A 24,819-nucleotide genomic window follows, 5' to 3' on the forward strand; every position below is an offset into this window, starting at 1 on the left:
TTTCTGTCCGTGCGCCTGCCTCAGTCCACCCGTGACCGTCTCAAGGTGGCCGCCGCTGCCCGCGGCGAGACCGTCCAGGGTCTGGTTGGAGGATTGCTCGAGCGCTTCCTCGTCGAGGAGGGCCGCAAGCCGCCGGCTCTCGGACCGGTCCTTGGTAAGCTGCGAGCCCATGCGACGGAACTCAAAGCGCATGGCATGACCGCGCTCTGGGTGTTCGGCTCGGTGGCGCGCGGCACTGCGCGCGCGGACAGCGACATCGATCTGTTTGCCGAGTTCAATTCCAAGGCTCGTCTCTCCCTCGTGGGCTTGGCATCGCTCCGCGCCGAATTGTCCGAACTGCTGGGATCGTCGGCGGATCTTGTCGAACGGAGCGCTTTGCACGCGAGCGTACGGGAGTCCGCGGAACGCGAGGCCGTGCGCGTCCTATGACACGACGCGGCAGCCGCGAGCGGCTCGAAGACATCCGGGACGCCGCAATGGACGCCCTGGACTTCTGCGCTGGCCTGGATGAAGCGGCTTTCACGACGATGCCGGTGGCGGACCGACGCACCTATCGCGCGCTCAAAAACGTGTTGTCGGAGGTCGGCGAAGCGGTAAAGCTGTTGCCGCCAGAGTTGCTCGCGCGGCACCCCGAAGTGGATTGGCGCGGCTGGGCCGGACTACGCGACGTCATCTCTCACCAGTACTTCAATCTCGAATTGCCACGCCTCCGGCCGACCATCATCGATGAATTGCCGCTGCTGTTGCATGCGGTCGTGCGCGAGCTTTCGCGATGACGTAAAATCCAAGGTGAAGCAGTCGAACGAAAGATTGCGCGTGGTAGAAGATACTGGTCGTTACCGTAACATTCAGTAAAGTGCGGAGTAGTATGCGTTAGCTCCGATACCGACCGGCTGAGGTCAAACCCTGAAAATGTTGCCCGGAAAGGAGAGCGGCGGAAGGTGATCATCGATCGGAATGACAGAGGATCGCTGCCGAAGTTTCAACAACTCACTTGATGGATGAGTGCACCTTGAACCCAGCCAACGATGAAAATACCGCTTTGCGTCAGCCGACCATAAACGACGTAATCGACACGATTGCCGTTATGGTGAGCGCATTTGAAGCCTACTGGCTCGTCGCGTCGATTGCTTGGCTTAGATTCAGGTTGTTTGGAACGCAATCGTTTTGCTATCTGGGACCCGTGCCAATCGCTGGCTGGCGTGGCTGGGATACTTGACCGTCTGTCTACTATATTTCACTACGACGGCAATACTATCTTTTTTTTCATCAGAAAAAACATAGTAATGTCCTTGTTGGAGTCGCTTCTGCCCCGGCCTTTGCCGGTTGGACGACCGCCCGAATGGCCAATGCGCGAGATCGTCAACGCCATCTTCTACGTCCCGTGCTGTGGCATTCCATGGCGGCTGTTGCCGCCCTGCTTCCCGCTTCGGCAGACGGTCTATGGCTGGTTCGCGGCCTGGCGGCGCGCCCGCGTATGGGAGCCGGTCTTGCATCGGCTGGTCATGCTTGACCGTTAACGGGCCGGGCGCGAAGCCAGTCGTAGCGCCGCTGTGATCGACAGTCAGAGTGTGAAGACCACAGAGGCCGGTGGTCCGCGCGGCTATGACGCCGGGAAGAAGGTGCTTGGCCGTAAGCGCCACGCGATGGTAGACACCGATCGCAAGCCGTTGATGCTGCAAGTTCATCCCGCGTCAGTCCAGGATTGCGACGGAGCGGTCCCGTGGCTGTTGGCCTCTCGTGGCCGCTTTCCCTTCGTAGAGCGCGCCTTTGCTGATTCTGCCTACGCCGCCGAACGCGTCGCCGACGCCACCTCCATTGCCATTGAGATCGTCCGCAAGCCCCCAGGTCAGATCGGCTTCGCGGTCCATCCGCGCCGTTGGGTCGTCGAACGGTGCTTCGCTTGGCTCAACCGGAACCGGCGCCCGGCAAAGGACTTCGAGGCTTCCATCGCTTCGGCAACCAGCTTCCTCTACGCCGCATCTGCCATGCTGCTTATTCGCAGAATGGCTCGTTGCACATGAGTTCAGAGCCGCACTCTTAGCGCGCCACCTGGTGCTTTAAGCCGCTTCGGCCAGAACGAACGGACCTCCGAGATTTCCGATCAGCCGAGAAAGGTCCAAACCTCGCGATCGTTCCCTCACATGAGACGCGAACTTACTCCGTTTTGCCCGAGCAGCCTGCTTCTGCCCAGTGTGGCCTCTGTTATGCAGGCAGCCTCGTCTAGATCTCGATTACCACTGCCGGTCTAACCCCAACAGCGGGAGGAGGTCCGGAAGTCATTTGCTCTATGGAGTGGTACATCTGTCCGTCATCGTCCTGAAGCGTGCCACGTAACTTCAACGCCATTGCGAGGAGTTTCGAGCAGATTGCGAGATCTGGGCGATGACTTTCTACAAGGCCGTTTTTCCATTCAAATACGACCCACTCCTCATTCGGGTGCGCGATCCATTCGACGGTAATCAGTTTCCCGGAACTCGTAACTCCGTTGGCCAGCAACTTCATCTCCTGTTGTTCCTCCAAGACCAACTCTAACTCAGGATCTGCCGCCACAAGTTCTAGCCAATCGGCGAGAGGAATTGATTCCTTTCCCGCTGTGATCGCCTCAATGAAAGGCCCTGTCTCACGGCTCAGGTACATAGACCAACTCATTCCCGAAAGCCCCCCCGGATTTCATGGTCGACAGTAATATAGTTCGGTCCAGCAAAGTCGTTGGCCGCGGTCTTAACCGCAGATCCAATAATTTCTTCGCCTGATGTAAGCCGAATTGGATTTACAAACTCTCTCGTCTTGTGTTTGTAATTTCCCATACCGACGTGAAGCAGAGTTAAGAAGCTTATAAAACCGTCCTCCTCAGAGACTTGGCATGCCACCATGTCTCGGTAGATATCCCTCTTTTTGCGGAACCCGAATGCTGTCATGGTGTTCAGGTCAACGGCTGCAAGATGTTGAGCCAGTCCTCCTTCTTTTAACAGGGCCCGACGCTCTTCAATGGGTATAAAGTTGCGGCAGGCGGAAAGAGCCCGTAAAACGCTGCTACCAATCTCGTGAGCAGAAGCGTCTCCTGCGAGCAAGTCGCATATTCCTTTAGGATCAGTGAGTCCATCTGACTTCGTCTGTATCCTTACAAAGCTCTCGCAGAACTCAACCCTTGCGACGCGCATTTCTCTTCCCCAAACTGGAACGACATAGAAGATTATTCCTATACCCGATCGTGCGACAAAGGCGACAGAAGAAACTTACTCAACGGAAATGGGCATGCTAGAACTTTCGTCCTTTGTTGCCATAACACTAAGTGAATTAGTGCAAGCGTCTATTTCGCTGCCTTTCCGCCAATAATTGCGGCACTGAAACCGCAGACGCAGGTAAACCCATCGTTCGATGGGCCGGTGACAACGAAGCCCCCCATTCAATCGGTTCCTGCTCAGGATGGACTTATCTGGCGAGTTGGCTGATGGTGTACTGGCGTCCTTCTTGCTGTTATTACAAGCGCTTTCATGTGTTAGTTTGCGTCTGAGGGGTATCCCGCAACATAAGGAACGACCGCCGAGTTGCATTTGTTTCGACGCACGCCAAGAAATCCCGCGGGATGTGCCAACACCGACTTGGTTGCAGGCTTGTCGCAAACGTACGGGCTCATCATGCTGTGACAGCGGTCCATCTGCTTGTCATGATGGTGTGTCGACTTCGTTCATCCGCTGCAATGATCGGTATGGCGATGGTCGTCATTGAGGCGGCAATTGCTGGCAAGGTGGCACGTGGCCAGGTGGCCCGAACTTGGCGCATGTCAATGAATTCAGGTCTGGGGCCTATGGCGCCAGCGGGTCCAGGGCAGTGCCCTGGCCTTTCTAGTGGGTTTGGTCTTTGCCGGAGCAGTGCGCTTCTCGAACAACGTAAGGGCCATGGCGTAGAGGCGGCGGTCGAGGTTGATCAGGGGTTCGAGGGCGGCGTCGAGGGCTTCGCTGGGTGGGTCCGGTTCGATGGAGGCGAGGGCTTCGTTGTCGCGCATCAGGTCGCGCAGGACTTGGCGCGGGTTGGTGGGCTGCATGTCGAGGCCTAGAGTTCGATTGAGCAACAGGCGGGAGGCTTCGAAGCGTTCGACGATGCCGAAGCTGGTGAAGTTCTGGAGGGCTTGCCAGGCGCGGGCAAGGGTGGCTTCGGGGTCGGCGACGATCGGGTCGCAGGGTCGGAGCAGTCGGTTGGTGGTGCGGGTGAGTTGGCCGGTCATGGCGTTTCGGATGCTGGCCCAGGCGGTGACTTCGGGATCGGCGAAGAATTCGGCGGCGGTGCTGGCGCGAGCGAGGGTGATCAGTCGGTAGGCGTCGCGTTCGGGGTGCGGGCGGTGGGCTTTCCAGAAATGATACAGCGACAGCAGGCGGGATTTTGGTTCGCGTAGCATTGTGATCATGCGCAGTGTGCCGGGAAGTAGGTGGCAGTAGGACAGGTCGAAGTGGCCGCTGAAGAGTTGGTAGTCGGCGAGTTCGTTGATGGTCCAGTCGCCGATGGTCTCATGGCGTTCGGGGCAGATCAGTTCGGGGGCGAACTGCGAGACGAGCATGGCGTGCAGCGTGGTGCCGCCGCATTTCTCAATATGCATGAAAACCAGTCTTGGCTGGTTCAGCTCGACCGGGATGGTGCGGCCTTGCTTGTGGAGCGCAATTCGCAGAGCGCGGGCTTCGGCGGAGATCATGAGTGCGCGCTGGAGGTCGGCGTGTTTGGTGTAGAGAGCGCGGTTTGTGGCGACCTCGCCCGCGGACGGGGTTCGGCCCAGGAGCCAGGTGTAGCTGTTGATGATGTCGTCGTCGGTGAGCATGGCGCGAGCCTACGATGATGGGCTGGCATGGGCACGTAAGAAAGCGCTTTGCCAGAACGGGGTTCGGCGCTCACGATACGGTATGGTAACGGACATGGTGGCGCTGAGGTTCGAGCTTGCATGCCGGCTGGACCGGCTGGGCCGCGACGACGAGGCGCGCGCGGCCTATCTCGCAGTGCTGGCGCTGGACATGCGGCATGGTGCGGCGTTGCGGCAGCTTGCCGCACTGCTGGCGCGCGGCGGCTTCACATCGGCGGCGCGCACGGTGCTGGCGCAGGCAGCACCCGAGGATGTGGCGGCGCGGGCGATGCTTGGGCACTTGCTGCGCGACGCCGGCGAGCATGTGCCGGCGCGGGCGGCGTATGAGGCGGCATTGCGGGTGGATCCCCTCTGTGCAGAGGCGCATCAGGGAATGTCGTATCTGGTTGAGGGCGAGGCGGCGGAGCGGCATCGGGCGGCCGGGTTCGCGGGGAGGGCGCTGACCCGTCGACCATATCGCGGGGCGGGGCGGCCGGTTGCCGTGCTCCGGCTGGTGTCGTCGCGCGGCGGCAATGTGCCGACGGAGCAGTTGCTGGATGACCGTGTGTTCGCGGTGCACACGCTGGTCGCCGATCAGGCGGAGCCTTCAGTGGTGCTGCCGCCGCACGCTCTGGTGCTGAATGCGATCGGGGACGCGGAGCTGTGCGGGGCGGCGCTGGACGCAGCCGAGCGGATGCTGGCAGGGCATTGTGCGCCGGTGTTCAACCCGCTTGATGCGGTTCGGGCGACGACGCGGGTCGGCAACGCAATGCGGCTTGGCCGGCTGGAAAATGTCGTGGCGCCGCGCATGTCGACCTTGCCGCGCGCGGCGTTGCGTGATGGCGTGCCGGGCTTTGGCTTTCCGCTGCTGTTGCGCAGTCCAGGGTTTCATACCGGCGCGCATTTCGTGCGCATCGAGGATGCGGCGGCGTTGGCGGCCGGGGTGGCCATGCTGCCGGGTGAGGCGCTGACAGCAATCGAGCCGCTGGACGCCCGGGGGGCGGACGGGTTTGCGCGCAAGTACAGGGTGATGGTGGTGGGTGGCGCATTACTGCCGCTGCATCTGGCGATCGCGCCCGATTGGAAGGTGCATCATTTCACCGCCGGCATGGAGGCCCGACCGGAGCATCGTGCGGAGGAGGCGGCCTTCCTTGCGGACATGGCATCGGTGCTCGGGCGGCCGGCGATGGACACGCTGGGCCGGATCGCAGAGGTGCTCGGGCTTGATTATGGCGGGATTGATTTCGGGTTAAATGCGCGGGGCAAAGTGCTGCTGTTTGAGGCGAACGCGACGATGACGGTGGCGCGGCCGAGGGCGGGGTCGATCTGGGAGTATCGGGCTGCTGCGGCCGAGGCGGTCATTGCTTCGACGCGGAGGTTGTTGTTGAGGAAGGCGTCTGCTGCAGCTTGAGTATGTTGTTCGAGCGGTCGATGTCGGGGACCAAATGGTCCGGGTCGATGGTGGCGGTTGTGATCGGGGTGGCACCTGCCGCGTGGATGGTCGCTTGCGGTCCGTGCATCCAGAGCTCGACCGGGATTCGCTCGCGCATGGTGGTGCCGTCGGCATACTCGACCTGAAGGGTTGAGGGCATTACCAGGCCGCCGATGCAGGTGAGCGTGATGGTGCCGGCTTGGGGGTCGATCGCCTTGACGCCGAGATCCATCGGCCAGTTATGCGCAAACCAGCTGCGCCAGAACCAGGAGAGGTCCTCGCCGCCCTCGCTGTCCATCAGCCGGAAGAAGTCCGATGGCGAGGGATGCTTGTAGGCCCAGAGTGCGATGTAGTGGCGGAATGCGATGTCGAAGCGCTGGGGGCCGAGGATCTGCTCGCGCAGCAGGCGCAGGCCAAGCGCCGCCTTAAAGTAGCTGACCGTGTGGCTCATCCGAAAGCCGGCGAGGTCGGCCTCCTCGGTGATCACCGGGGCGGTTGGGTCGCGCAATAGGGGCACGATATCCTCGACCGGGTTGCCGCCGGCGGGCGCGTATTCGGTGTCGCGCTTCGAGCCGAATTCGCCATGGTTGAATTCGTCGGAGGCGTAGGTGTCGATGAAGGTGTTGAAGCCTTCGTCCATGAACTCGGCACGACGTTCGTTGGAGCCGACCAGCATCGGAAACCAGCTATGGCCGATCTCGTGCGTTGTGATCCAGAACAGCCGCTTGCCGGAATCTTTGATGCCGTCAAAGACGATGCCGGGATACTCCATGTTCGCACCGTGGCCGGCGACGTTGATCGCATCCGGCCAGGGGTAGGGGTACCATTTAGAGGAGAAATACTCGATCGCGTTCTTGACGTATTCGGTCGAGCGTTTCCAGGTCGGTGCCGCCTCGACGGGATAGACCGACATCGCCAGGCGTGGTTTGCCGTCTACGGGGGGCAGACGGAGACGGGCGGCGTCCCAGGCGAAGGCGGGCGAGGCGACGAAGGCGGTGTCGCGGGTGTCGTGCATGACGAAGTGCCAGGTATGGGTGCCGGCCTGGGGATTGCTGATCGCGGCTTTGACGTCGGCTGGCGTGCGGATCATGACCGTCGCGTCGCTGTGCGCGGCCTGTCGCAGGCGCGAGCGCTCCAGCGGGGTCAACACGTCGGCGGGGTTTTGCAGGGCGCCGGAGCCTGCCACCAGGAAGGTCGCGGGTAATGTCACGGAATAGTCGATGTCGCCGTATTCGAGATAGAACTCCGCGCCGAGATAGGGCTCGGTGTCCCAGCCGCGCAAATCGTCATAGACCGCCATGCGCGGGAACCATTGCGCGATTTCGTAGAGGTCGCCGTCCGACGTGGTGCTCACCGCGGTGCGGCCGCCCCAGGGGCCCGGGACAATGTAGTGCCAGCGTATGCGCACGTGCAGCGTGCCGCCCTTGGCCGCGAGCGGCTTGGCCAGGGCTACCCGCATGCGCGTGTCGGAGACCAGGAAGCTCGAAGGGACGGTATGGCCGTGCGCGGTGACGCTGAGCGCGTCGATCACGTCGCCCGCGGTGTGGCCGGCGCCGGGCAGATGGAATATGAAGCTGCCGCGCGAATGTGGGCGGTAGATGTTCTGGTCGAGCTGCACCCAGAGCAGGTCGAGCGCATCGGGGCTGTTGTTGGTGTAGGTGATGACCTCCTCGCCTGAGAGGGTCTTGGTGGTCGGGTCGATCCGGGCGTGGATTTGGTAGTCGGCGCGGTTCTGCCAGTAGTCCGGGCCTGGGCTGCCGCTGGCGGAGCGGAACGCGTTGGCCGGGTACTCCTCGTGGAACGGCGCGAAGATGGTGGCCGCATTGGGGGGGCGCTGCGGCAACGAGCAGGGGAGCGGCGAGCAGAACCGTGGGGAGCATCTTCATGGACCGTATGGTTCACATCTTCGCGGAGCCGGGCAAGGGGTGGTGGCAGCATTGGTTTTTCGGCGTGGGCGGACTACTTAGCTCGGCATGCGAAACTTTACCGACCTGAGCGAGCGCGAAATCCTGGCCCTGGCGATCTCCAACGAGGAGGAGGACGGGCGCACCTATTCCGACTTTGCCGAGAATTTGCGGGAGAACTACCCCGATAGCGCCAAGCTGTTCTCGGACATGGCGGCCGAGGAGGGCGGCCATCGGCGCGCCCTGATCGACCTGTATGTGCAGCGGTTCGGCGATCACATCCCGCAGGTCCGTCGCGGCGACATCCGTGGCGCCCCGGTGCCCTCGCCGGTGTGGCGGGTGGTGCCGCGCGGCATCGATGCGGTGCGCAGGCAGGCGCGGCAGATGGAGGCCGACGCCAGCCGCTTTTATTTGCGCGCCGCCAGCCGCACCACCGACCCCGCGATCCGCCGCCTGCTCGGCGACCTTGCCGAGGCCGAGGCCGAGCATCTGCAGACCGCGGGCCATATCGAGGATAAGCACCTGCCCGGCGAGGTGCGCGAGCGCGAGGACGACGACGCCCGCAAGCGTTTCGTGCTGCAGATCATCCAGCCTGGTCTGGTCGGGCTCATGGATGGTGCGGTGTCCACCCTGGCGCCAGTGTTCGCCGCCGCGTTCGCCACCCATTCCACGCACAACGCTTTCCTGGTCGGGCTCGCGGCGAGCACGGGTGCTGGCATCAGCATGGGGTTTGCCGAGGCGCTCGCCGACGATGGCAAGCTGTCCGGCCGCGGGGCGCCGCTGCTGCGCGGCCTGGTCTGCGGCCTGATGACCTTCGCCGGCGGCATTGGCCATACATTGCCCTATCTGATCCCGCGGTTCTGGACGGCAACGGCCGTCGCCGGCTGCGTGGTCGTCGTCGAGCTCGCGATCATCGCCTACATACAATACCGCTACATGGAGACGCCGCCCTTCTCGGCGGCGGCCAAGGTCATGCTCGGCGGCGCCCTGGTGCTCGCCGCCGGCGTGCTGATCGGCAGCGGGTAGCGGCGGCCGCGGATCGCCTCCACCAGGCGCGCCACCACGTCGGACCACGCGCCGGGTCGGGTCTGGCGGATGATCCGGACAGTCGGATACCAGTCGCTGTCCTCGCGGCCGTAGAGCCAGCGCCAGCAATTATCGTAGCGGTCGAGCAGGATCGTGGGCACGCCCAGGCCGCCGGCCAGATGCACGACCGCGGTGTCCACGCTCACCACCAGATCCAGGTTCATCACCAGGCTGGCGGTGTCGTCCATGTCATCGATATGTGGCATCGGGTCGTGCAGCACCAGGCCCGGCGGCGGGTCCGCCAGCTCGTCCGCGTAGGGGCCTTTCTGCAGGCTGACGAAGGTCACGTCGCGGAGTGCTGCCAGCGGGGCGAGGGCGGCCAGGCCGATGCTGCGCCTGCGGTCGATGCCGTGTGCAACCGGGTCAGCGGCCCGCGGCGCGCCGCCCCAGACCAGGCCGACGCGCAGTCCGGGCGTTGCCGGCAGCAGCGACGCCATGCGGGCCACGGCTTCGGGGTCGACGCGCAGATAGGGGATCGGCTGCCCCATCGCGTCATCGGTCGCGGCAAAGGCGCGCGGCAGGCTGATGAACGGGCAGTGCCAGGTGAATATCGGGTCGGGCACGTCGCCGGCCAGCACCGTGGCCCGCGGTTCGGCACGCTGGGCGAGCCGGAGGAGCGACTGCGGCACCCACAGCAGCACGCGCGCGCCACGGTCGGCGAGCAGCGGCGCATAGCGTAGATACATCAGCGTATCGCCCAGGCCCTCCTCCTGCGTCACCAGTACGGTTGCGCCTGAAAGATCGGTGTTCGGGCCGAGCGAGGGCAGCAGCAGCCGGCGCGGCAGCTCGGTATGGCCGGGCAAGGACAGCCGCCATTCGTGCTCGGTCCAACCCTGTGTCATGCGGCCGGATTTGAGCAGGCAGATCGAATGGTTCAGCCGGATTTGCGCGTCTTCCGGCCTGATCCGGATGGCGCGATGGTAGTAGGCCAGCGCGTCCTCGAATTCGCCCTCATGCGCCAGCGCGCAGCCGAGATTGGCCCAGCCGGCATGGTTGGCGGGGTTGAGTGCCACCACGTCGCGGAACATCGCCAACCCCTCGTCGGTGCGGCCAAGGGCGATCAGCACGATCCCGAGCTGGTTCATCGTCGCAAGGTCGCGCGGACGCCCGGACAGGGCCTGGCGCAGCGCCGCCTCGGCCTCGGCGGCCCGCAACTGCCCGGTGAGCCAGTCGCCCCAGGCCAGCAGCAGCCTCGGGTCGTCCGGGGTCAGGGCCAGTGCCGCGCGAAAAATCGGCTCGGCGTCGGCACCGCGTTTCTGCGCTACGAGCAGGCCCGCAAGGTCCTGGCAGGGGTGGATCGCCTCTGGCTTTTCGCGGGCGATTGCGCACAGCATCACGGCAGCGGGGGCGGCAAGGCCGCAGCCGCCCAGAGCCAAAGCGTGCAACAGGCGCGCCTCGATGTCGGGCGCGCTGACCAGAGGCTGGCTGAGCAGCCGGGCCTCGTCGTGCCGGCCGGCATGCAGCGCGTCGAGCACAGTGCGTAGAATAGCCCGCCGCTCAGCCGCCATTGAGGATGCGTCGCACGGTGGCCGAGAGCGCCGTCGGCGAATAGGGCTTGCCCACGAAGGTGTCGAGTGGGTTCGGCGCAATTTTGGTCTCGGGCTGGCCACTCATGAAGATGACGGGCAAGTCCGGGCGGCTGATGCGGGCATGCCGGGCGAGTGCTACGCCATCGAGGCGTCCGGGAAGCTGGATGTCGGTGAGCATCAGCGCAAACCCATCGGGATCGTGCCGCAGCCGCTCGAGTGCTGCGTCGGCATCCTCGGCTTCCACCACCTCGAAGCCGTCCTCGGCGAGTGCCTCGGACAGGGTCATCCGGATCAGGAACTCGTCCTCGACAAGCAGCAGGCGGGACGCCAAGGGAGGGGGAGGCGCATTCATCTGATCTGGCACTCTCCGGTGATCTCGGGCTGCATGATGCCCCAGGGTCGTGCTAGAGGGTTGGCGTGATGATCGACCCTTTCGCATGGATTGCAGGCTGGATCCAGGAGGCCGTGCTGGTCCCCCTGCTCTGGCGCTGCGGCTGGATGGAGTGGGAGGACGTGTCCTTCCTGTGGGCGCTGTTCGCGGTCTACGGCGTGCTGCAGGTCGTCATCAACTGCGCCATCTGCATGCCGATGGAGCGGCTGCGGCCGTTGCAGCGCGGCTCTCCCGGACGGGCACGTGCCGTGGCGATGGACATCCTCTACACCGTGGTCGCGCGGGTCGGGCTGTTCCCGCTGGTCATGTTCTTCGGCTTCTACACGACACAGACCTGGATCAATGGCTTGCTGGCCGATCACGGCTACGTGCCGCCGACCCTGGAGACGCTGTTCCCGGCGCTGCTCGGCCTGCCGATCCTGAGCTTCTTCCTCTACGCCGTGATCCTGGATTTCTGCGATTACTGGCGGCACCGGCTGAGCCACCGGTTTGGCTGGTGGTATGGCCTGCATGCCGTGCATCACGCGCAGCGCCAGATGACATTCTGGTCGGACGATCGCAACCATGTGCTCGACGACACCATCAGCACACTCTGGTTCATCGCCATCGGCCTGCTGATCGGCATCCCGCCATTGCAGTTCCCGATCCTGGTGCTGTGCCTGCGGCTGGTCGAGAGCCTGTCGCATGCCAACACCACGATCTCGTTCGGCTGGCTCGGCGAGCGGCTGCTGGTCTCGCCGCAGTTCCACCGCGCCCACCACGGGCTGCCCTCCTGCGGCCGCCGATCACGGAATTTCGGCGCGGTGTTTCCCTGGTGGGACATGCTGTTCGGCACCGCCGACTTTACCCGCGACGTGGTCGAAACCGGGGATTTGACTGCCGGCGAGGCGATGGCGACCGGCGGCTGGCTGGCGCAGCAGACGGCCGGCCTGCGGCGCGCCTGGGCGTTAGGCCGCCAAGCATCGTAGGCCACTTTCGGTTTTGCCCTAACCGTTGCGATATGCTAACAGTCTCGGCTACGCAGGGTCTGTTTCGTTACGGACACGCAACTGGCTCGAGGATCCGCCGCGATGTCCGATACGTTCGTCACCACCACCATCTCCGGCGCCGAGTTCTCCGACGGTTCGACCCTGTCCGGAACCTGGACCTCTGAATACGACAGCACCGGCAAGCTGGTCGCGGTAAGCAACGCCACTTTCACGGTCCAGGGCAGCGGCGGCACCACCACGTTCACCAACGGCGGCACGCTGCCCTATGCGAACTCACCGTCCAACACGTCCTACGAAATCCATTTTCTCGCGGCCTCCAAGACCGGCAGCTACACCAGCCTCTATGTCGATTGGCGCAGCGAGAACCCGACCTCGTTCTATCAGGGCACGCCGTCGCTCTACACCTCCGTCGTCAACAAAGCCGGTCCCAGCACGACGCCGCTGCGCCTGATCAACGACGGCAGCAGCGGCGTTGGCACGCTGCCGGTCATCAGCGGCCTGCCGTCGAACCAGAACGACCCGGTCAACACCGTCGCCACCCCATTCGCGGACGTCACCGTCACCGATCCGGACACCACGACAGCGACCAGTGCGACCATCGTGCTGAGCAATAATGGCGTCATCGGCGACGCCGACGGTCTGCTCAGCGGTACCGGCCTGACCAAGACCGGAGCCGGCACCTACAGCCTCGCCGCCACCACCCCCGCCAACCTGACCGCGGAATTGCGCGCGCTGCACTTCACGCCGGCGACCGGCGTGCAGTCGCAAACCCTGGTCGATCTCTCGATCAATGACAGCGACGGCTCGATGTCGGCGGCCGGCACTCTGTCGGTGCCCTGCTTCCTGCGCGGCGTGATGATCGCCACCCCCTCCGGCGAGGTTCCGGTCGAGCGCCTTCAGGTCGGCGACCTGGTCTGCGCGATCGAGGACGGCGTGCGTATCGCGCGCCCGGTCACCTGGCTCGGCGGCCGCTCGATCGACGCCGCCTCGTTCGGCGGCGGCGACGAGGCCTATCCGGTCCGGATCCGCGCCGGTGCCTTTGCCGACGGCGTGCCGCATCGCGACCTGCTGGTCACACCAGAGCACTGCATCCTGACCGAAGCCGGCCTCACCCCGGCCCGCATGCTGGTCAACGGACGCTCCATCGTCATCGACCGCGGCATTCCCGTCTACGACTTCTTCCATGTGGAGCTGCCAGCACACGGCATCCTGCTGGCCGAGGGCCTGGCCTGCGAGAGCTATCTCGACACCGGTAACCGCGATCTGTTCATGGATGCCGGGGCCCGCGTGACGGTTCGCCCTGGTGTCGTCATGGCGGCACCGCTGGCGGTCGCGCGCGACCTGGTTGAGCCGCTCTGGACCCGGCTCTCCGACCGCGCTTGCACGCTCGGTTTCGGAGGTGCTGCGACCGCCCGAACCCTGACCAACCAGCCCGATCTGCGGCTGCTGCTCGATGACGGCAGCGAACTCAACGCCAGCTGGCATGACGGCCAGCGCCATGTGTTCCACATCCCGCGCGACGCCCGTCCAACCCGTTTGCTCTCACGAGCCGCGGCGCCGGCCGATGTCGTCGGTCCCTTCGTCGACGACCGTCGCATCCTGGGCGTCGCCGTCGGCCGGATGGCAGTCTGGACCGGCCTGGACGAGACGGTTGTGCCTTTCGCTGGTATGTCGCTCGAAGGCTGGCATGACGCCGAGGGCGGCCACCGCTGGACCAACGGCCGTGCAGCACTTGACGTGCCCGTCGCCGGACCGGACACCTTCCTCGACATCCAGCTCACTGCGACAGCGCTCTACCCGGAGACGCTCGCCGCCTGAGAGTCCAACTCTGAAGTCATGTGCAACGAGCCATCCTCCGGGTCAGTCGCGTGTCTACCGCGGCGTAGAGCAAGCTGGTTGCTGAAGCGACCATGGCCCCGAAGTCCTTTGCCAGGCGCCGGTTCCGGTTGAGCCAGGCGAAGCACCGCTCGACGACCCGACGGCGCGGATTGACCGCAAAGCCGATCTGACCCGCGGGCTTGCGGACGATTTCAACGGCAATGGAGGTGGCGTCGGCCACGCGTTCGGCGGCGACCGCAGAACCAGCAAAGGCGCGCTCTACGAAGAGGAAGCGGCGACGAGAGGCCTTCAGCCACGGGACCGCTCCGTCGCGGTCCTGGACCGATGCCGGGTGAACTTGCAGCATCAACGGCCTGCCATCGGTGTTCACCACCGCGCCTCGGCCATTCGGGCGGTCGTCCAACAGGCGAAGGCGGAGGCAGAAGCGGCTTCCGGACAGCCCATTCGGCTTCAGTCACGTCACTGATAAAGCCGAGCCTGTCGCGCAAATGCTGCGCACGGGTGGCGTTCCACATCAGGACGTTCATCCAACCCGGTTTCGACAACCTGTTGGAAGTACATTCTCGCGTAACCACCCACCCCCATGTGATTCCGCTGCTCTCCCCTCCCATGGCTTTGGCATGCCAGTTTGGCCGCATACCGAAGATCTTGATTGCGATCCAGCAAGCACTTCAGCAATGAACAACAAAGCCCTTCCCTGGAGCCTTTGCCAACATGTTGCGTGCCCTCATCCATGGTCTCCTGCTTGCGATGTGCATCATCCCGCTCGCCAGCGCGGCCAAGCCACAGGGACCCAGCTTTGACTGCGCCAAAGCGGCCAATCCGGTTGAACATGCAATCTGCGGCAATCCGAGCCTCAGTGCCTCGGATCTGGCATTGTCACAATATTATAAGGTGGAACTTGTGGCAGCCGGACCCTACCGCGACGACCTGGTTGCCTTTGAGCGCGCCTGGCTGAAGCGGCGGGGCCCCGAGTGCGGCCTCACCCCATCGGGAACGGTCCAGCAGCCAGACATCTCCGATCGAACCCACTGTCTTCTCGACCTAATAACCAGACGGGCGGAAAGCCTAAAGCCGCCTTACTACGGCTACGGAGCCCAAGACCCTCGCGTTCCCAGCGGCAAACCCCCTCTGGCGCTTTGGTTGCTTAATGAAGCGTTCGCGGAAATGCCCTTCGCGCCCCGGGCCGCCGAACGTGTCTTTGTGAGCATAAACTCCGTGCCAGCTCATCTCGGCCACCTTATGACCGCAAGACTGTTCGATCCACCATCCGCCGCCAACACAAAGCTCCAGCAAGCTCTTGCCAGGCAGTTGTCCGAGGAGAGTAAAGGAGATCGCTACCTACCAGTGCCAGTACGAGAGGCGTACGACGGCTCGATCTCCGGACTCGTCAGCTACATGCAGTTCGGTGGTGTCGGCCTCAGTTTTCCTTGCAAGCTGTTCGCACGTTTTCCAGACCTGATTCGGGCCACAGGCGCGGAGTTCGGGTCATCGGCTGATAACTTTGTCCCTCTCGCCGTCTGCAGCGACTACGAATACCCTTATCCCCACAGTGCCGCGCTACTCGCTGCTTCGGCCGCACCGTATGACGGTGGCGCATTCGGCCGCTGCACGGGAACGATCCGGTATGCGGATTTCGCCGAGGACCGGATGTACGAACTCATAAGCCGTACGTCGCCGAAGAGACTGTTGCAACCCGGCATTGACCCCAGGCGCTTTTGGCCAGCAACCGGCGTCGTCTTTCCGGCCGTCCCACGAAACATACCGCTCGAATCGTGGAGCTATCAATCGGTCTGGAACCGGCATGCTTTTGCGGCCTTCAAGCCCGGCTTCGAGAAGGCCATGGCGGATTTCACCTCCATGTACGAAACGCGCTGGGGTCTCTCGCCAAGGGACGCCGCGCACGCCGCCCACGTCGCGGTCTGGCTGCCGTTGCTATGGACCAGTGATGCGCCTCCTCCGCAGCCGATTGCCTTGGCAATCATGGGTTCGGACGCAACCCGCGCCCTACAGCCCTTCGTCTCCGGCACACTACCGGAAACCGGAATAAGCGAGCCTCTTCTCTCATTGGCGATTGAAAGCCCTGGCGCAATTAGCTTGCTGCTCAGCGATGGCGCCAACGTCAACGCTGTCAATGACTTTGGCAAGACACCTCTGATGACGGCAGCCCAGTTCGACAAAATCGGGGCTGTATCGTTGTTGATTACGGCTGGAGCCAAAATCAACGAACAAAGCTTTGCGCCGGATCGAATTCCGAATAACGACGCCCGGGCCGGGGAAGCTGGGGACGTCGGATGCGAAGCCTATCACATTCTACACGGTGGCCGAACCGCTCTCATTTATGCTGCGGCGAATGCCAGCCTGGCCACTATCCGCGAGCTTCTTGCAGCAGGTGCCGACAAGACTCTGAGAGACAGCCTGGGTTTGACGGCGCTTGACTATTTGCGAGGCAAGGGCCCTGTGCCGGCGAACCCCAGACTCGACAGTGCTGATCGCTCTGAAGCGACCAAGCTGCTTATGTTCCAGTAAATGCGCGATCCAGCTGAGTGTCCACGGGACGCCGCCTTGCCAAAGCGACCGGAATGAGGCGCAAGGCTGGCCGGACCGCTGCGTGCCAGTCGCCGGACAGCCCGGCTCGCCCGGTCACGTTGAGGCAAACCGTCGCAACCAGCGCCGCTCGGCGACGTTTTGCTGCTCTCAACCACAGTCGGGACCGGTCAGATGCGCGCACTCTGTTGGCACGGCAAAGGCGATATTCGCTGCGATACGGTTCCTGACCCGTCGATCGAGGATGCGCGGGACGTCATCCTCAAGGTTTCGAGCTGCGCGATTTGCGGCTCCGACCTGCATCTCATGGACGGCCAGATGCCAGGCATGGAGCGCGGCGACGTGCTCGGCCACGAATTCATGGGCGAGGTCGTCGAGGTTGGAGCACCGGACCATAAGCTCAAGCGCGGCGACCGGGTGGTGGTGCCGTTCAACATCAATTGCGGCGAATGCCGGCAGTGCAAGCTCGGCAACTGGTCGTGCTGCCTGCGCTCCAACCGCAACGGCGAGATGGCGGCCAAGATGTTCGGCTACCCGACCGCCGGATTGTTCGGCTACTCGCATCTGACCGGCGGCTATGCCGGCGGCCAAGCCGAGTTCGTGCGGGTGCCGATGGCCGACATCGCACCGATGGTCGTGCCCGAGGGCATGACCGACGATCAGGCGCTGTTCCTGTCGGACATCCTGCCCACCGGCTGGCAGGCGGCCGAGCACGCGCAGATCACCGAGGGCGACGTGGTGGCGATCTGGGGCGCGGGCCCGGTCGGCTTCTTTGCCATCCAGGCGGCGCGCCATATGGGGGCGGCACGGGTGATTGCCATCGAGACTGTCCCGGAGCGGATCGCGCTCGCCCGCACCGCCGGTGCCACCGACATCATCGACTTCAAGGTCGAGGACGTCATGGCGCGCATACGCGAGATCAGCGACGGGCAGGGGGCCGACTGCGTGATCGACTGCGTCGGCATGGAGTCCGTCGCCGGCCACGGCGCCTTCAGCGTGATCAGCAAGGTGCAGGAGGCGGTGACCAGCACCCAACGGCCCTATGCACTGGAGCAGATGATCCAGGCGGTGCGTCCGGCCGGCACGGTGTCGGTGCCTGGCGTCTATGCCGGTCCGGTGCCGCTGAACATGGCGGCGATCGTCCAAAAGGGCCTGCCCATCAAGACCGGCCAGACCCACGTGAAACGCTATTTGGAACCGCTCACCAGGCTGATCCAGGAGGGCAAGATCGACACCACCTCGCTTATCAGCCACCGCAGTGCCGATCTCGCCGAGGGCCCGGACCTCTACAAGATCTTCCGCGACAAGCAGGATCACTGCACCAAGGTGGTGTTCAAGCTCGCCTGAACGCCATCAACGGGAGAGCCAGGCAACGGCGGCGAGCACCGCCGGCGGCACCAGCAGGGCACCGACCGGATAGGCGGCAGTCCATAGCAGGACTGCCTCCAGTAGCAGCACCAAGGCGACCGCCGCCACCGTGCGACGGTCGCCGAACAGCGTTTTGAAAAAGGCGTTCATGCGGTCTGCGCCCGGAACGGCCGCGCGGAGAGGGCGAGACCGCCGACCAGGTAGAATAGGGCAAGCGCCGGCAGCGACCATTCCCCGAGCGGCCAGGCGCCGGCGCCGGCCAGGCTCTCCACCGTCCAGAAGGTGCCGAACGCGGTGATCATCGCGCCGACCAGGAACTTGATCGCGTTCTCCGGCACCCGCGATAACGGCGCGCGGATCAGCAAGCCCGCCGCCGCCACCACCACAAGCGCCAGCAGCGCGCCGCCGGCGCTGCTCGTCCAGCGCGCGGCCGCACCCCCATGCGGCATGCCCAGCGCCACCACGATCAGCCAGACCTCGAGCCCTTCAAGCAGGGTGCCCTTGAAGGCGATGAACCAGGCGGCCCGACGATCCCCCCGTGAGAGCGCCGCACGGGTCTGCGCAAATTCGGCGTCCTCGTCATGCAGCGGCTTGCGCCCGGCACGTCGTGCAATCGCCTTGCCCAGCCAGCGCGTGCCGAACAGCAGCAGGAACACGCCGATGACAAACTGCAGCCAGCCCAGCGCCCGGCCGAGATGCAGCACCCCGCCGGTGAGCAGACCGAGCACCAGCAGCACCCCGAGGGCCGCCAGCGCCGCACTCCCGGCGCGACGGCCGCCGATCTGCAAGCCGACCGCGAGCACGATGGTGAACGCCTCGACCCACTCCACCGCCGAGGTGAGGAAGGCCGGCACCGCGACGGTAAGATCGATCATCTAAAGCCTGGCATGTATAGCGTGCTCCCATGTCCCCGCACCCGCAGACCTGGCTGAAAGTGTTGCCGCAAGGGCTGTTTTGCGAGCCCGGCGGGTTTTTTATCGATCCGCCAGCCGCCGTCGGTCGCGCGGTGATCACACATGCGCATGCCGATCACGCGCGTCCAGGGCACGACGCGGTGCTGGCGAGCCCGGAGACGATGGCGCTGATGGCAGTGCGCATGGGCGAGGAGCGGCTCGGCACCGGCCGCCAAATACTGGCCTACGGCGAGCCGATCACGCTGGGCGGCGTGCGGGTGTGGCTGCAGCCGGCGGGGCATTGTCTGGGCAGTGCCCAGGTGGCGATGGAATGGCAAGGTGCCCGCGCGGTTGTCTCGGGCGACTACAAGCGTGTGCCTGATCCGACCTGCCTGGCCTTCGAGCCGATCGCGTGCGACGTGTTCGTCACCGAAGCCACCTTTGGCCTGCCGGTGTTCCGCCACCCGCCGCCGGCCGGCGAGATCGCGCGCCTGCTCGACAGCGTGCGGCTGTTTCCCGAGCGCACCCATGTCGTCGGCTGTTACGCGCTGGGCAAGTGCCAGCGGCTGCTCGCTCTGCTGCGTGCGGCCGGATGGGACCGGCCGGTCTATCTGCATGGAGCGCTGCTGCCGCTGTGCGAGGCCTACGGGCGCATGGGGATCGAACTCGGCGATTTGCGCCCCGCCACGGTCGCGGCCAAGGCCGAGCTCGTCGGCGCCATCGTCCTCGCACCGCCGTCGGCGATCGCCGATCGCTGGGCGCGTCGGCTGTCCGACCCGGTGGTCTGCCTGGCGTCGGGCTGGATGCGCGTGCGCCAGCGTGCCAAGGCGCGCGGTATCGAGCTGCCGCTGGTGCTCTCCGACCACGCCGATTGGGACGAGCTGTGCGCCACCATGCAGGAGGTTGCCGCACCCGAGGTGTGGGTCACGCATGGCAGCGAGGAGGCGCTGATCCATGAAGCTGCCAAGCAGGGCCGACGCGGCCGGGCGCTGCGTCTGCTCGGCTACGGCGACGAGGAGGAGGGCTCGGCGTGATCGCGTTCGCCGACCTGCTGGAGCGGCTGACGCTGACCCCCGGCCGTCTCGCCAAGATCGCGCTGCTGCGGCATTTCTTCGAGACCGAGCCGGATCCGGACCGCGGCATCGGCCTCGCCGCACTCACCGCCGAGCTCGCATTTGATACCGCCAAGCCGGCGCTGATCCGGGCCCTGGCGGAAAGCCGCACCGATCCGGTGTTGTTCGCCTGGTCCTACGATTATGTCGGCGACCTCGCGGAGACGGTGGCGCTGATGTGGCCGAGCCCGCCAGGGTCCACGCCATCGCCACCGCTGCTGGCAGAGGTCGTGAGCAGCCTTGCGCGCACCCCCAAGGCTGCCCTGCCGGACCTGGTCGCCGGCTGGCTCGATGCCTCGCCAAGCAGCGTACGGCTGGCCATTCTCAAGTTGATCACCGGCGGCCTGCGGGTCGGCGCCTCGGTGCGCGTGGCGAAGATCGCGCTTGCCGGGCTGAGCGATGGGCGCATTGCCGCCGACGACATCGAGGAGGTCTGGCACAGCCTCACGCCACCCTACGAGGCGCTGTTCGCCTGGATCGAGGGGCGCGGCCCGCGTCCGGACCCGCAAGGGGCCGCGGTGTTCCGGCCGCCGATGCTGGCGCATCCGCTGGAAGCCGCGGACCTCGCCACCCTTGACCTCGCGGCCTTCGCCACGGAGTGGAAATGGGATGGCATCCGGGTCCAGCTCGTGGCCACATCCGGCGGCCGGCGGCTGTATTCGCGCGGCGCCGAGGACATCTCCGCCGCGTTTCCAGAGATCGTCGAGGCCATGACGTTCCAGGCGGTTCTCGACGGCGAGCTGCTGGTGCAACGTGGAGGCGACGGCGTGGTCGCCCCGTTCGCCGACCTGCAGCAGCGGCTGAACCGCAAGACGCCGTCTGCCGCCCTGATGCTGCAATACCCGGCCTTCGTGCGGCTCTACGACATCCTGTTCGATCAGGACGAGGATGTGCGCGCGGAGCCCTTCACCGCGCGCCGTCGCCGGCTGGAGGCGTGGTATGCGCGCACGCGACCGCCGCGGATGGATCTGTCGGCGCTCGTCGACGCTCCCGATCTCACGAGCCTCGCACGCCTGCGTGACGGTGCCCGCGCCGCCTCGATCGAGGGGCTGATGCTCAAACGCCGCGACAGCCTCTATCTGCCCGGCCGCCCACGCGGCCTGTGGTGGAAATATAAGCGCGACCCGCTCACCATCGATGCGGTGCTGATGTATGCGCAGCGTGGCCACGGCAAACGCTCCTCGTTCTACTCCGACTATACCTTCGGCTTGTGGCGGGTGGATGCGGCGGGTGATGACGAGCTGGTCCCGGTCGGCAAGGCCTATTCCGGCTTTACCGACGCCGAACTCGCACTTCTCGACCGCTGGATACGCAATCATACCAGCGCGCGCTTTGGACCGGTGCGCGAGGTGTCGCACACGCCTGCTCACGGCATCGTGCTGGAGATCGCATTCGACGCCGCACAACGCTCGAACCGGCACAAATCCGGCGTCGCACTGCGGTTTCCGCGTGTTGCACGCCTACGCATGGACAAGCCGCCGGCTGACGCGGACCGGCTCGAAACCCTGCTGCGTCTGCTGGACTCTTCGACCGACCTGGGGGAAACCCACCCGTCCACAGGTCGTTCAGCCACGGAACCGAAGAGCTGACCATGCAGCACGCCCAAGTTTCTTCAGATAATGCCTCAGCCCATGCTGCCGCAGCATCGTCGCTCGCGGATGCGTGTCGGTCGGTTCGCAATCATACCGAATATCTCGCCATTGGGCTCTCGGCGGAGGATCAATGCGTCCAGTCGATGCCTGATGCGAGCCCGGCGAAATGGCATCGCGCGCATACCACCTGGTTTTTCGAGCAATTCGTGCTGACACAAAATCTTCAGGATTACCGACCTTTTGACGATGCTTTCGGCTACTTGTTCAATTCCTATTACGATACGGTTGGACCGCGTCACCCCCGACCGATGCGCGGTCTGCTGACCCGGCCGAGTGCCGCGCATGTCAGTGCCTATCGTGCCCATGTCGATGCGGCGCTCACCCGTTTGCTGACACCTGGTGTAGCGCCGGAACTCGCCGAACTCGTCACCCTCGGACTGCATCATGAGCAGCAGCACCAGGAACTGCTGGTCACCGACGCGCTGCATGCACTCTCGCAAAACCCGCTTGCCTGGCGCGGGACGGGAAGCGTGGTGTTGCCTGGCTGGAGCGCGCCCGCGCCCCGACCGGGTCCGACGCACTTCTTGCAACGCGCCGGCGGACTGGCCCTGATCGGGCATGCCGGCACCGGTTTCGCGTTCGACAATGAGTCGCCGCGCCATCAGCATATCCTGCAACCGCATGCGCTTGCCGACCGCCTCGTGCACAATGCCGAATGGCTCGACTTCATTGCGGATGGCGGATATGCGCGCCCGGAACTCTGGATGTCGGACGGCTGGGCCGCATGCTGCGCGCATGGCTGGGAGGCGCCGATGCATTGGCGCCGCGACGAGGTGCGCGGCTGGCTGCAGGTCACCTTCGCCGGCTGTGCCGCACTTGCGCTGGACGCACCGGTCACGCACATAAGCTGGTACGAGGCCGATGCCTTTGCGCGCTGGTCCGGCGCGCGCCTGCCGACCGAGGCTGAACTCGAAGCCGCGTCAGCGGACCTGCCGGACTATTTCGGTTACGCCTGGCAATGGACCAACAGCGCCTATCTGCCGTATCCGCGCTTCAAGCCACCCTCCGGAGCAATCGGCGAGTACAACGGCAAGTTCATGATTAATCAGATGGTGCTGCGCGGCAGTTCGTATGCCACCCCGCCGGGGCATGAACGCGTCACCTATCGCAACTTCTTTCCACCCGACAAACGCTGGCAGGTCACCGGCCTGAGGCTGGCAAAGGATATTTGAACCCATGGCATCATCCCATTTCGGACTGCGGGATGCCCCGTCGTCCCGCTCGACGGTCGCCCCGCCCTCGAAGGATGTTCAAGACATCCTGCAAGGCCTGACAGCCGCGCCGAAGACCCTTCCGGCGCGGTTTTTCTATGACGATGCCGGCTGCGCCCTGTTCGGCAGGATCACGAAACTTCCGGAATACTACGTCACCCGCGCCGAGACCGCCCTGCTCGCGGAGCATGCGGCCGTCATCGTCGCCAATACCGCTCCGGCGAGCGTGCTCGTCGAATACGGCGCCAGCGACGAGAACAAGGCGGCGATGCTGCTCGATGCTGTGCCGCAACAACTCGCCGCCTACGTGCCGATCGATATCGCAGGCCCTCCCTTGCAGGCATTGCGCGAGCGGATGCGCATCTCACACCCGCACCTCACGGTGCAACCGCTCTGCGCCGACTTCACCGCGCCCGTGGCACTCCCGCCTTTGCCGAGCGGCAGCTCCAGGCTGGGATTTTTTCCAGGCTCCACCATTGGCAATTTCGATCCGCCGATGGTTGTGTCGTTCCTGCGTCGTGCGCGCGCCGATCTGTCGCGCGGCGGCACCGCGGCCGCGCAATTCATCATTGGCACCGATCTGCGCAAGGACGCATCGGAGCTGGTGCCGGCCTATGACGACAACGCCGGCGTCACCGCCGCCTTCAACCGCAACATCCTGCGACACGTGAACCGATTGGCCGCAGGCCGATTCGATCCCGAGCTGTTCGCGCACCGCGCCATCTGGAACGAGCAGGCCGGCCGTATCGAAATGCACCTGGCCAGCCGCCTGCCACAGGTGATCCAGGTCGCCGGACGCACCATCGCGTTCGCCGCCGGCGAGACCATCCACACCGAAAGCAGCTACAAGCATACGAGGCAGGGCTTTCTGGCGCTGGCGGCGCAAGCCGGCTGGCGGTCCGACGGCTTTTGGACCGACTCCCAGGGCCGCTTCGGGATGCACCGGCTTATCGCCGACTAAGCCCTTTCTTGCGCGTGGCCGCCCCGCCAACCGCACGCGCATACCGGTCAGCCCGGAGGGCTGCCGGTATGAGACCCCTACGGCAACACGCCATTATGCGCGAGGATCGGCGGCGGCGCCGTCTCCCCGATGGTTTGTAGCAGATCGATCTCGATGGTTCGGGTGATCGCCTTCATCGGCAGCGCGTGCAGACTTTCGCTGAACGGGTTTTCCAGGTCGGCGCCGATCCGGTCCAGGGCAACGAACAGGAAGCCGAGCAGGGTCGAGCCGAGCGGCGTCAGCCAGCCCAATTCCTGCACGATTGAGAGCGGCAGCACGATGCACAAGGCGCGCGTGATCAGTCCGGGGAACACCGCGAACTGGATCGCCAGCGGCGTGCGCAGGATACGCTCCAGACCGCCTTGGGCATTCGCGAGATCCGACAGGACACGGTCGATGGCCGCATGCTTGGCGTCGTCGATGGCGTCTTCGTCGCGCATAAGGCCGCGGGCGATCTCTGTCAGGATGGCGTTTGCACGATTGGCGCACGGGATCATCGCGGCTCGCATCCCAGGCTCAAGAAAGCCGAACACGATCTCCGACGTGTCGGTGCCGGACAGGCTGCCGCGCAGGGCATGACCGTAGGCGATCATCGCGCGGGTGAGATCAGGCCTGCCGCGCGCCAGCGTCTCCGCCTGGCGCGCAAACGAGCGGCTGTTATTGACCACCGCACCCCAGAGCGTGCGCGCCTCCCACCAGCGCTGATAGGCGGCGTTGTTGCGCACGCTCATGAACAGCACCAGCACCGAACCAAGCAGCGGGATCGGCAGGCCGGTCTGATCCATCCAGGGCCGGTGCGCGAGTTTGAACACCGCCACCACCAGGATGTCCCAAAAAAGCAACAGCAGCAGCGGCCGCACGCTCTCGCGCAGGAGCTGGAACGTTCCGGCACGCCGATCGACAATCATCGCCCGTGCTCTTCATGGCATGTGTGTTCTTCACGATATTTTAACATGCAAATTGTTTACTGTCTCAAATGTGGCAGCTTAACAGGTCGCGGAAAAACGAATGGCAGATAACAAAGCAAGGCAATTC

21 protein-coding genes and 2 pseudogenes are annotated in these 24,819 nt (G+C 64.7%); 13 read left to right on the plus strand and 10 right to left on the minus strand.

The window, feature by feature from the left end; all coding sequences use genetic code 11:
* Positions 1 to 45: 45 nt before the first annotated feature.
* The 3 genes and pseudogenes from ACQY4K_RS19065 to ACQY4K_RS19075 form a co-directional block, all read left to right on the plus strand.
* Complete coding sequence (locus tag ACQY4K_RS19065; RefSeq protein ID WP_428391769.1) at positions 46 to 429, plus strand: nucleotidyltransferase family protein; 384 nt, start codon at positions 46 to 48, stop codon at positions 427 to 429.
* Positions 426 to 776: a HepT-like ribonuclease domain-containing protein gene (locus ACQY4K_RS19070; protein WP_428391770.1), complete on the plus strand. Its 351-nt coding sequence runs from the start codon at positions 426 to 428 to the stop codon at positions 774 to 776. Before ACQY4K_RS19065 ends, ACQY4K_RS19070 begins: the two co-directional genes overlap by 4 nt.
* 513 nt (positions 777 to 1,289) lie before the next feature.
* A pseudogene (locus tag ACQY4K_RS19075) lies at positions 1,290 to 2,024 on the plus strand (IS5 family transposase); the annotation flags it as partial.
* Positions 2,025 to 2,223: 199 nt separating this feature from the next.
* Here ACQY4K_RS19075 and ACQY4K_RS19080 read toward each other — a convergent pair.
* The 3 genes from ACQY4K_RS19080 to ACQY4K_RS19090 all read right to left on the minus strand — a co-directional run bounded on the left by ACQY4K_RS19080 (position 2,224) and on the right by ACQY4K_RS19090 (position 4,813).
* Entirely contained in the window at positions 2,224 to 2,652 is a 429-nt protein-coding gene (locus ACQY4K_RS19080) for a hypothetical protein (protein ID WP_428391771.1), read from the minus strand.
* Complete coding sequence (locus ACQY4K_RS19085; RefSeq protein ID WP_428391772.1) at positions 2,649 to 3,164, minus strand: contact-dependent growth inhibition system immunity protein; 516 nt, start codon at positions 3,162 to 3,164, stop codon at positions 2,649 to 2,651. Before ACQY4K_RS19085 ends, ACQY4K_RS19080 begins: the two co-directional genes overlap by 4 nt.
* Before the next feature lie 632 nt (positions 3,165 to 3,796).
* Positions 3,797 to 4,813: a sulfotransferase domain-containing protein gene (locus ACQY4K_RS19090; protein ID WP_428391773.1), complete on the minus strand. Its 1,017-nt coding sequence runs from the start codon at positions 4,811 to 4,813 to the stop codon at positions 3,797 to 3,799.
* A gap of 94 nt (positions 4,814 to 4,907) precedes the next feature.
* On the opposite strand from ACQY4K_RS19090, the gene ACQY4K_RS19095 reads away from it, so the two are divergent.
* On the plus strand, positions 4,908 to 6,242 hold the full coding sequence (locus ACQY4K_RS19095) for a hypothetical protein (RefSeq protein ID WP_428391774.1): 1,335 nt from the start codon (positions 4,908 to 4,910) through the stop codon (positions 6,240 to 6,242).
* On the opposite strand, the gene ACQY4K_RS19100 is transcribed toward ACQY4K_RS19095, so the two are convergent.
* On the minus strand, positions 6,190 to 8,106 hold the full coding sequence (locus ACQY4K_RS19100; protein WP_428391775.1) for a M1 family metallopeptidase: 1,917 nt from the start codon (positions 8,104 to 8,106) through the stop codon (positions 6,190 to 6,192). The two genes, ACQY4K_RS19095 and ACQY4K_RS19100, sit on opposite strands and share 53 nt — an antisense overlap.
* A 130-nt stretch (positions 8,107 to 8,236) precedes the next feature.
* Here ACQY4K_RS19100 and mbfA point away from each other — a divergent pair, with 130 nt between their 5' ends.
* Entirely contained in the window at positions 8,237 to 9,193 is a 957-nt protein-coding gene (gene mbfA, locus ACQY4K_RS19105; RefSeq protein WP_428391776.1) for an iron exporter MbfA, read from the plus strand.
* On the opposite strand, the gene ACQY4K_RS19110 is transcribed toward mbfA, so the two are convergent.
* Positions 9,100 to 10,761: a tetratricopeptide repeat protein gene (locus ACQY4K_RS19110; protein ID WP_428391777.1), complete on the minus strand. Its 1,662-nt coding sequence runs from the start codon at positions 10,759 to 10,761 to the stop codon at positions 9,100 to 9,102. The two genes, mbfA and ACQY4K_RS19110, sit on opposite strands and share 94 nt — an antisense overlap.
* Positions 10,751 to 11,134: a response regulator gene (locus ACQY4K_RS19115; RefSeq protein WP_428391778.1), complete on the minus strand. Its 384-nt coding sequence runs from the start codon at positions 11,132 to 11,134 to the stop codon at positions 10,751 to 10,753. The genes ACQY4K_RS19110 and ACQY4K_RS19115 overlap by 11 nt, the downstream gene beginning before the upstream one ends.
* A 68-nt stretch (positions 11,135 to 11,202) precedes the next feature.
* Between ACQY4K_RS19115 and ACQY4K_RS19120 the strand changes: the two genes are divergently transcribed.
* Together ACQY4K_RS19120 and ACQY4K_RS19125 are read left to right on the plus strand one after the other, a co-directional pair.
* Positions 11,203 to 12,141: a sterol desaturase family protein gene (locus ACQY4K_RS19120; protein WP_428391779.1), complete on the plus strand. Its 939-nt coding sequence runs from the start codon at positions 11,203 to 11,205 to the stop codon at positions 12,139 to 12,141.
* 102 nt (positions 12,142 to 12,243) lie between these two features.
* Positions 12,244 to 13,980 carry a Hint domain-containing protein gene (locus ACQY4K_RS19125; protein WP_428391780.1) on the plus strand — a complete coding sequence of 579 codons (1,737 nt, stop codon included), beginning with the start codon at positions 12,244 to 12,246 and terminating at the stop codon, positions 13,978 to 13,980.
* A gap of 16 nt (positions 13,981 to 13,996) precedes the next feature.
* Here ACQY4K_RS19125 and ACQY4K_RS19130 read toward each other — a convergent pair.
* Positions 13,997 to 14,516: pseudogene (locus tag ACQY4K_RS19130) on the minus strand (transposase).
* A 199-nt stretch (positions 14,517 to 14,715) separates the two neighbouring features.
* On the opposite strand from ACQY4K_RS19130, the gene ACQY4K_RS19135 reads away from it, so the two are divergent.
* Together ACQY4K_RS19135 and ACQY4K_RS19140 are read left to right on the plus strand one after the other, a co-directional pair.
* Positions 14,716 to 16,530, plus strand: a complete 1,815-nt coding sequence (locus ACQY4K_RS19135; protein WP_428391781.1) for a hypothetical protein — start codon at positions 14,716 to 14,718, stop codon at positions 16,528 to 16,530.
* Between the two features lie 192 nt (positions 16,531 to 16,722).
* Complete coding sequence (locus tag ACQY4K_RS19140; protein ID WP_428391782.1) at positions 16,723 to 17,895, plus strand: zinc-dependent alcohol dehydrogenase; 1,173 nt, start codon at positions 16,723 to 16,725, stop codon at positions 17,893 to 17,895.
* 6 nt (positions 17,896 to 17,901) lie between these two features.
* On the opposite strand, the gene ACQY4K_RS19145 is transcribed toward ACQY4K_RS19140, so the two are convergent.
* On the minus strand, positions 17,902 to 18,066 hold the full coding sequence (locus tag ACQY4K_RS19145) for a hypothetical protein (RefSeq protein WP_428391783.1): 165 nt from the start codon (positions 18,064 to 18,066) through the stop codon (positions 17,902 to 17,904).
* On the minus strand, positions 18,063 to 18,791 hold the full coding sequence (locus tag ACQY4K_RS19150; protein ID WP_428391784.1) for a hypothetical protein: 729 nt from the start codon (positions 18,789 to 18,791) through the stop codon (positions 18,063 to 18,065). The genes ACQY4K_RS19145 and ACQY4K_RS19150 overlap by 4 nt, the downstream gene beginning before the upstream one ends.
* Positions 18,792 to 18,820: 29 nt before the next feature.
* Here ACQY4K_RS19150 and ACQY4K_RS19155 point away from each other — a divergent pair, with 29 nt between their 5' ends.
* From ACQY4K_RS19155 to egtD, 4 genes are read left to right on the plus strand one after another with little or no spacing between them, the layout of a single operon-like run.
* Positions 18,821 to 19,843, plus strand: a complete 1,023-nt coding sequence (locus tag ACQY4K_RS19155; protein ID WP_428391785.1) for a ligase-associated DNA damage response exonuclease — start codon at positions 18,821 to 18,823, stop codon at positions 19,841 to 19,843.
* Positions 19,840 to 21,510 carry a cisplatin damage response ATP-dependent DNA ligase gene (locus tag ACQY4K_RS19160; protein WP_428391786.1) on the plus strand — a complete coding sequence of 557 codons (1,671 nt, stop codon included), beginning with the start codon at positions 19,840 to 19,842 and terminating at the stop codon, positions 21,508 to 21,510. The genes ACQY4K_RS19155 and ACQY4K_RS19160 overlap by 4 nt, the downstream gene beginning before the upstream one ends.
* 2 nt (positions 21,511 to 21,512) lie before the next feature.
* Positions 21,513 to 22,745 carry an ergothioneine biosynthesis protein EgtB gene (egtB, locus tag ACQY4K_RS19165; RefSeq protein WP_428391787.1) on the plus strand — a complete coding sequence of 411 codons (1,233 nt, stop codon included), beginning with the start codon at positions 21,513 to 21,515 and terminating at the stop codon, positions 22,743 to 22,745.
* A gap of 4 nt (positions 22,746 to 22,749) precedes the next feature.
* Complete coding sequence (egtD, locus tag ACQY4K_RS19170) at positions 22,750 to 23,745, plus strand: L-histidine N(alpha)-methyltransferase (protein ID WP_428391788.1); 996 nt, start codon at positions 22,750 to 22,752, stop codon at positions 23,743 to 23,745.
* A 77-nt stretch (positions 23,746 to 23,822) separates the two neighbouring features.
* Here the strand turns inward: egtD and ACQY4K_RS19175 are convergent, their stop codons facing one another.
* The gene (locus tag ACQY4K_RS19175) at positions 23,823 to 24,692 is read right to left on the minus strand and encodes a bestrophin family protein (RefSeq protein WP_428391789.1); all 870 of its coding nucleotides are present in this window, start codon (positions 24,690 to 24,692) and stop codon (positions 23,823 to 23,825) included.
* Positions 24,693 to 24,819 lie beyond the last annotated feature (127 nt).

Source organism: Lichenicoccus sp., from assembly GCF_965276875.1.
Taxonomy (GTDB): Bacteria; Pseudomonadota; Alphaproteobacteria; order Acetobacterales; family Acetobacteraceae; genus Lichenicoccus.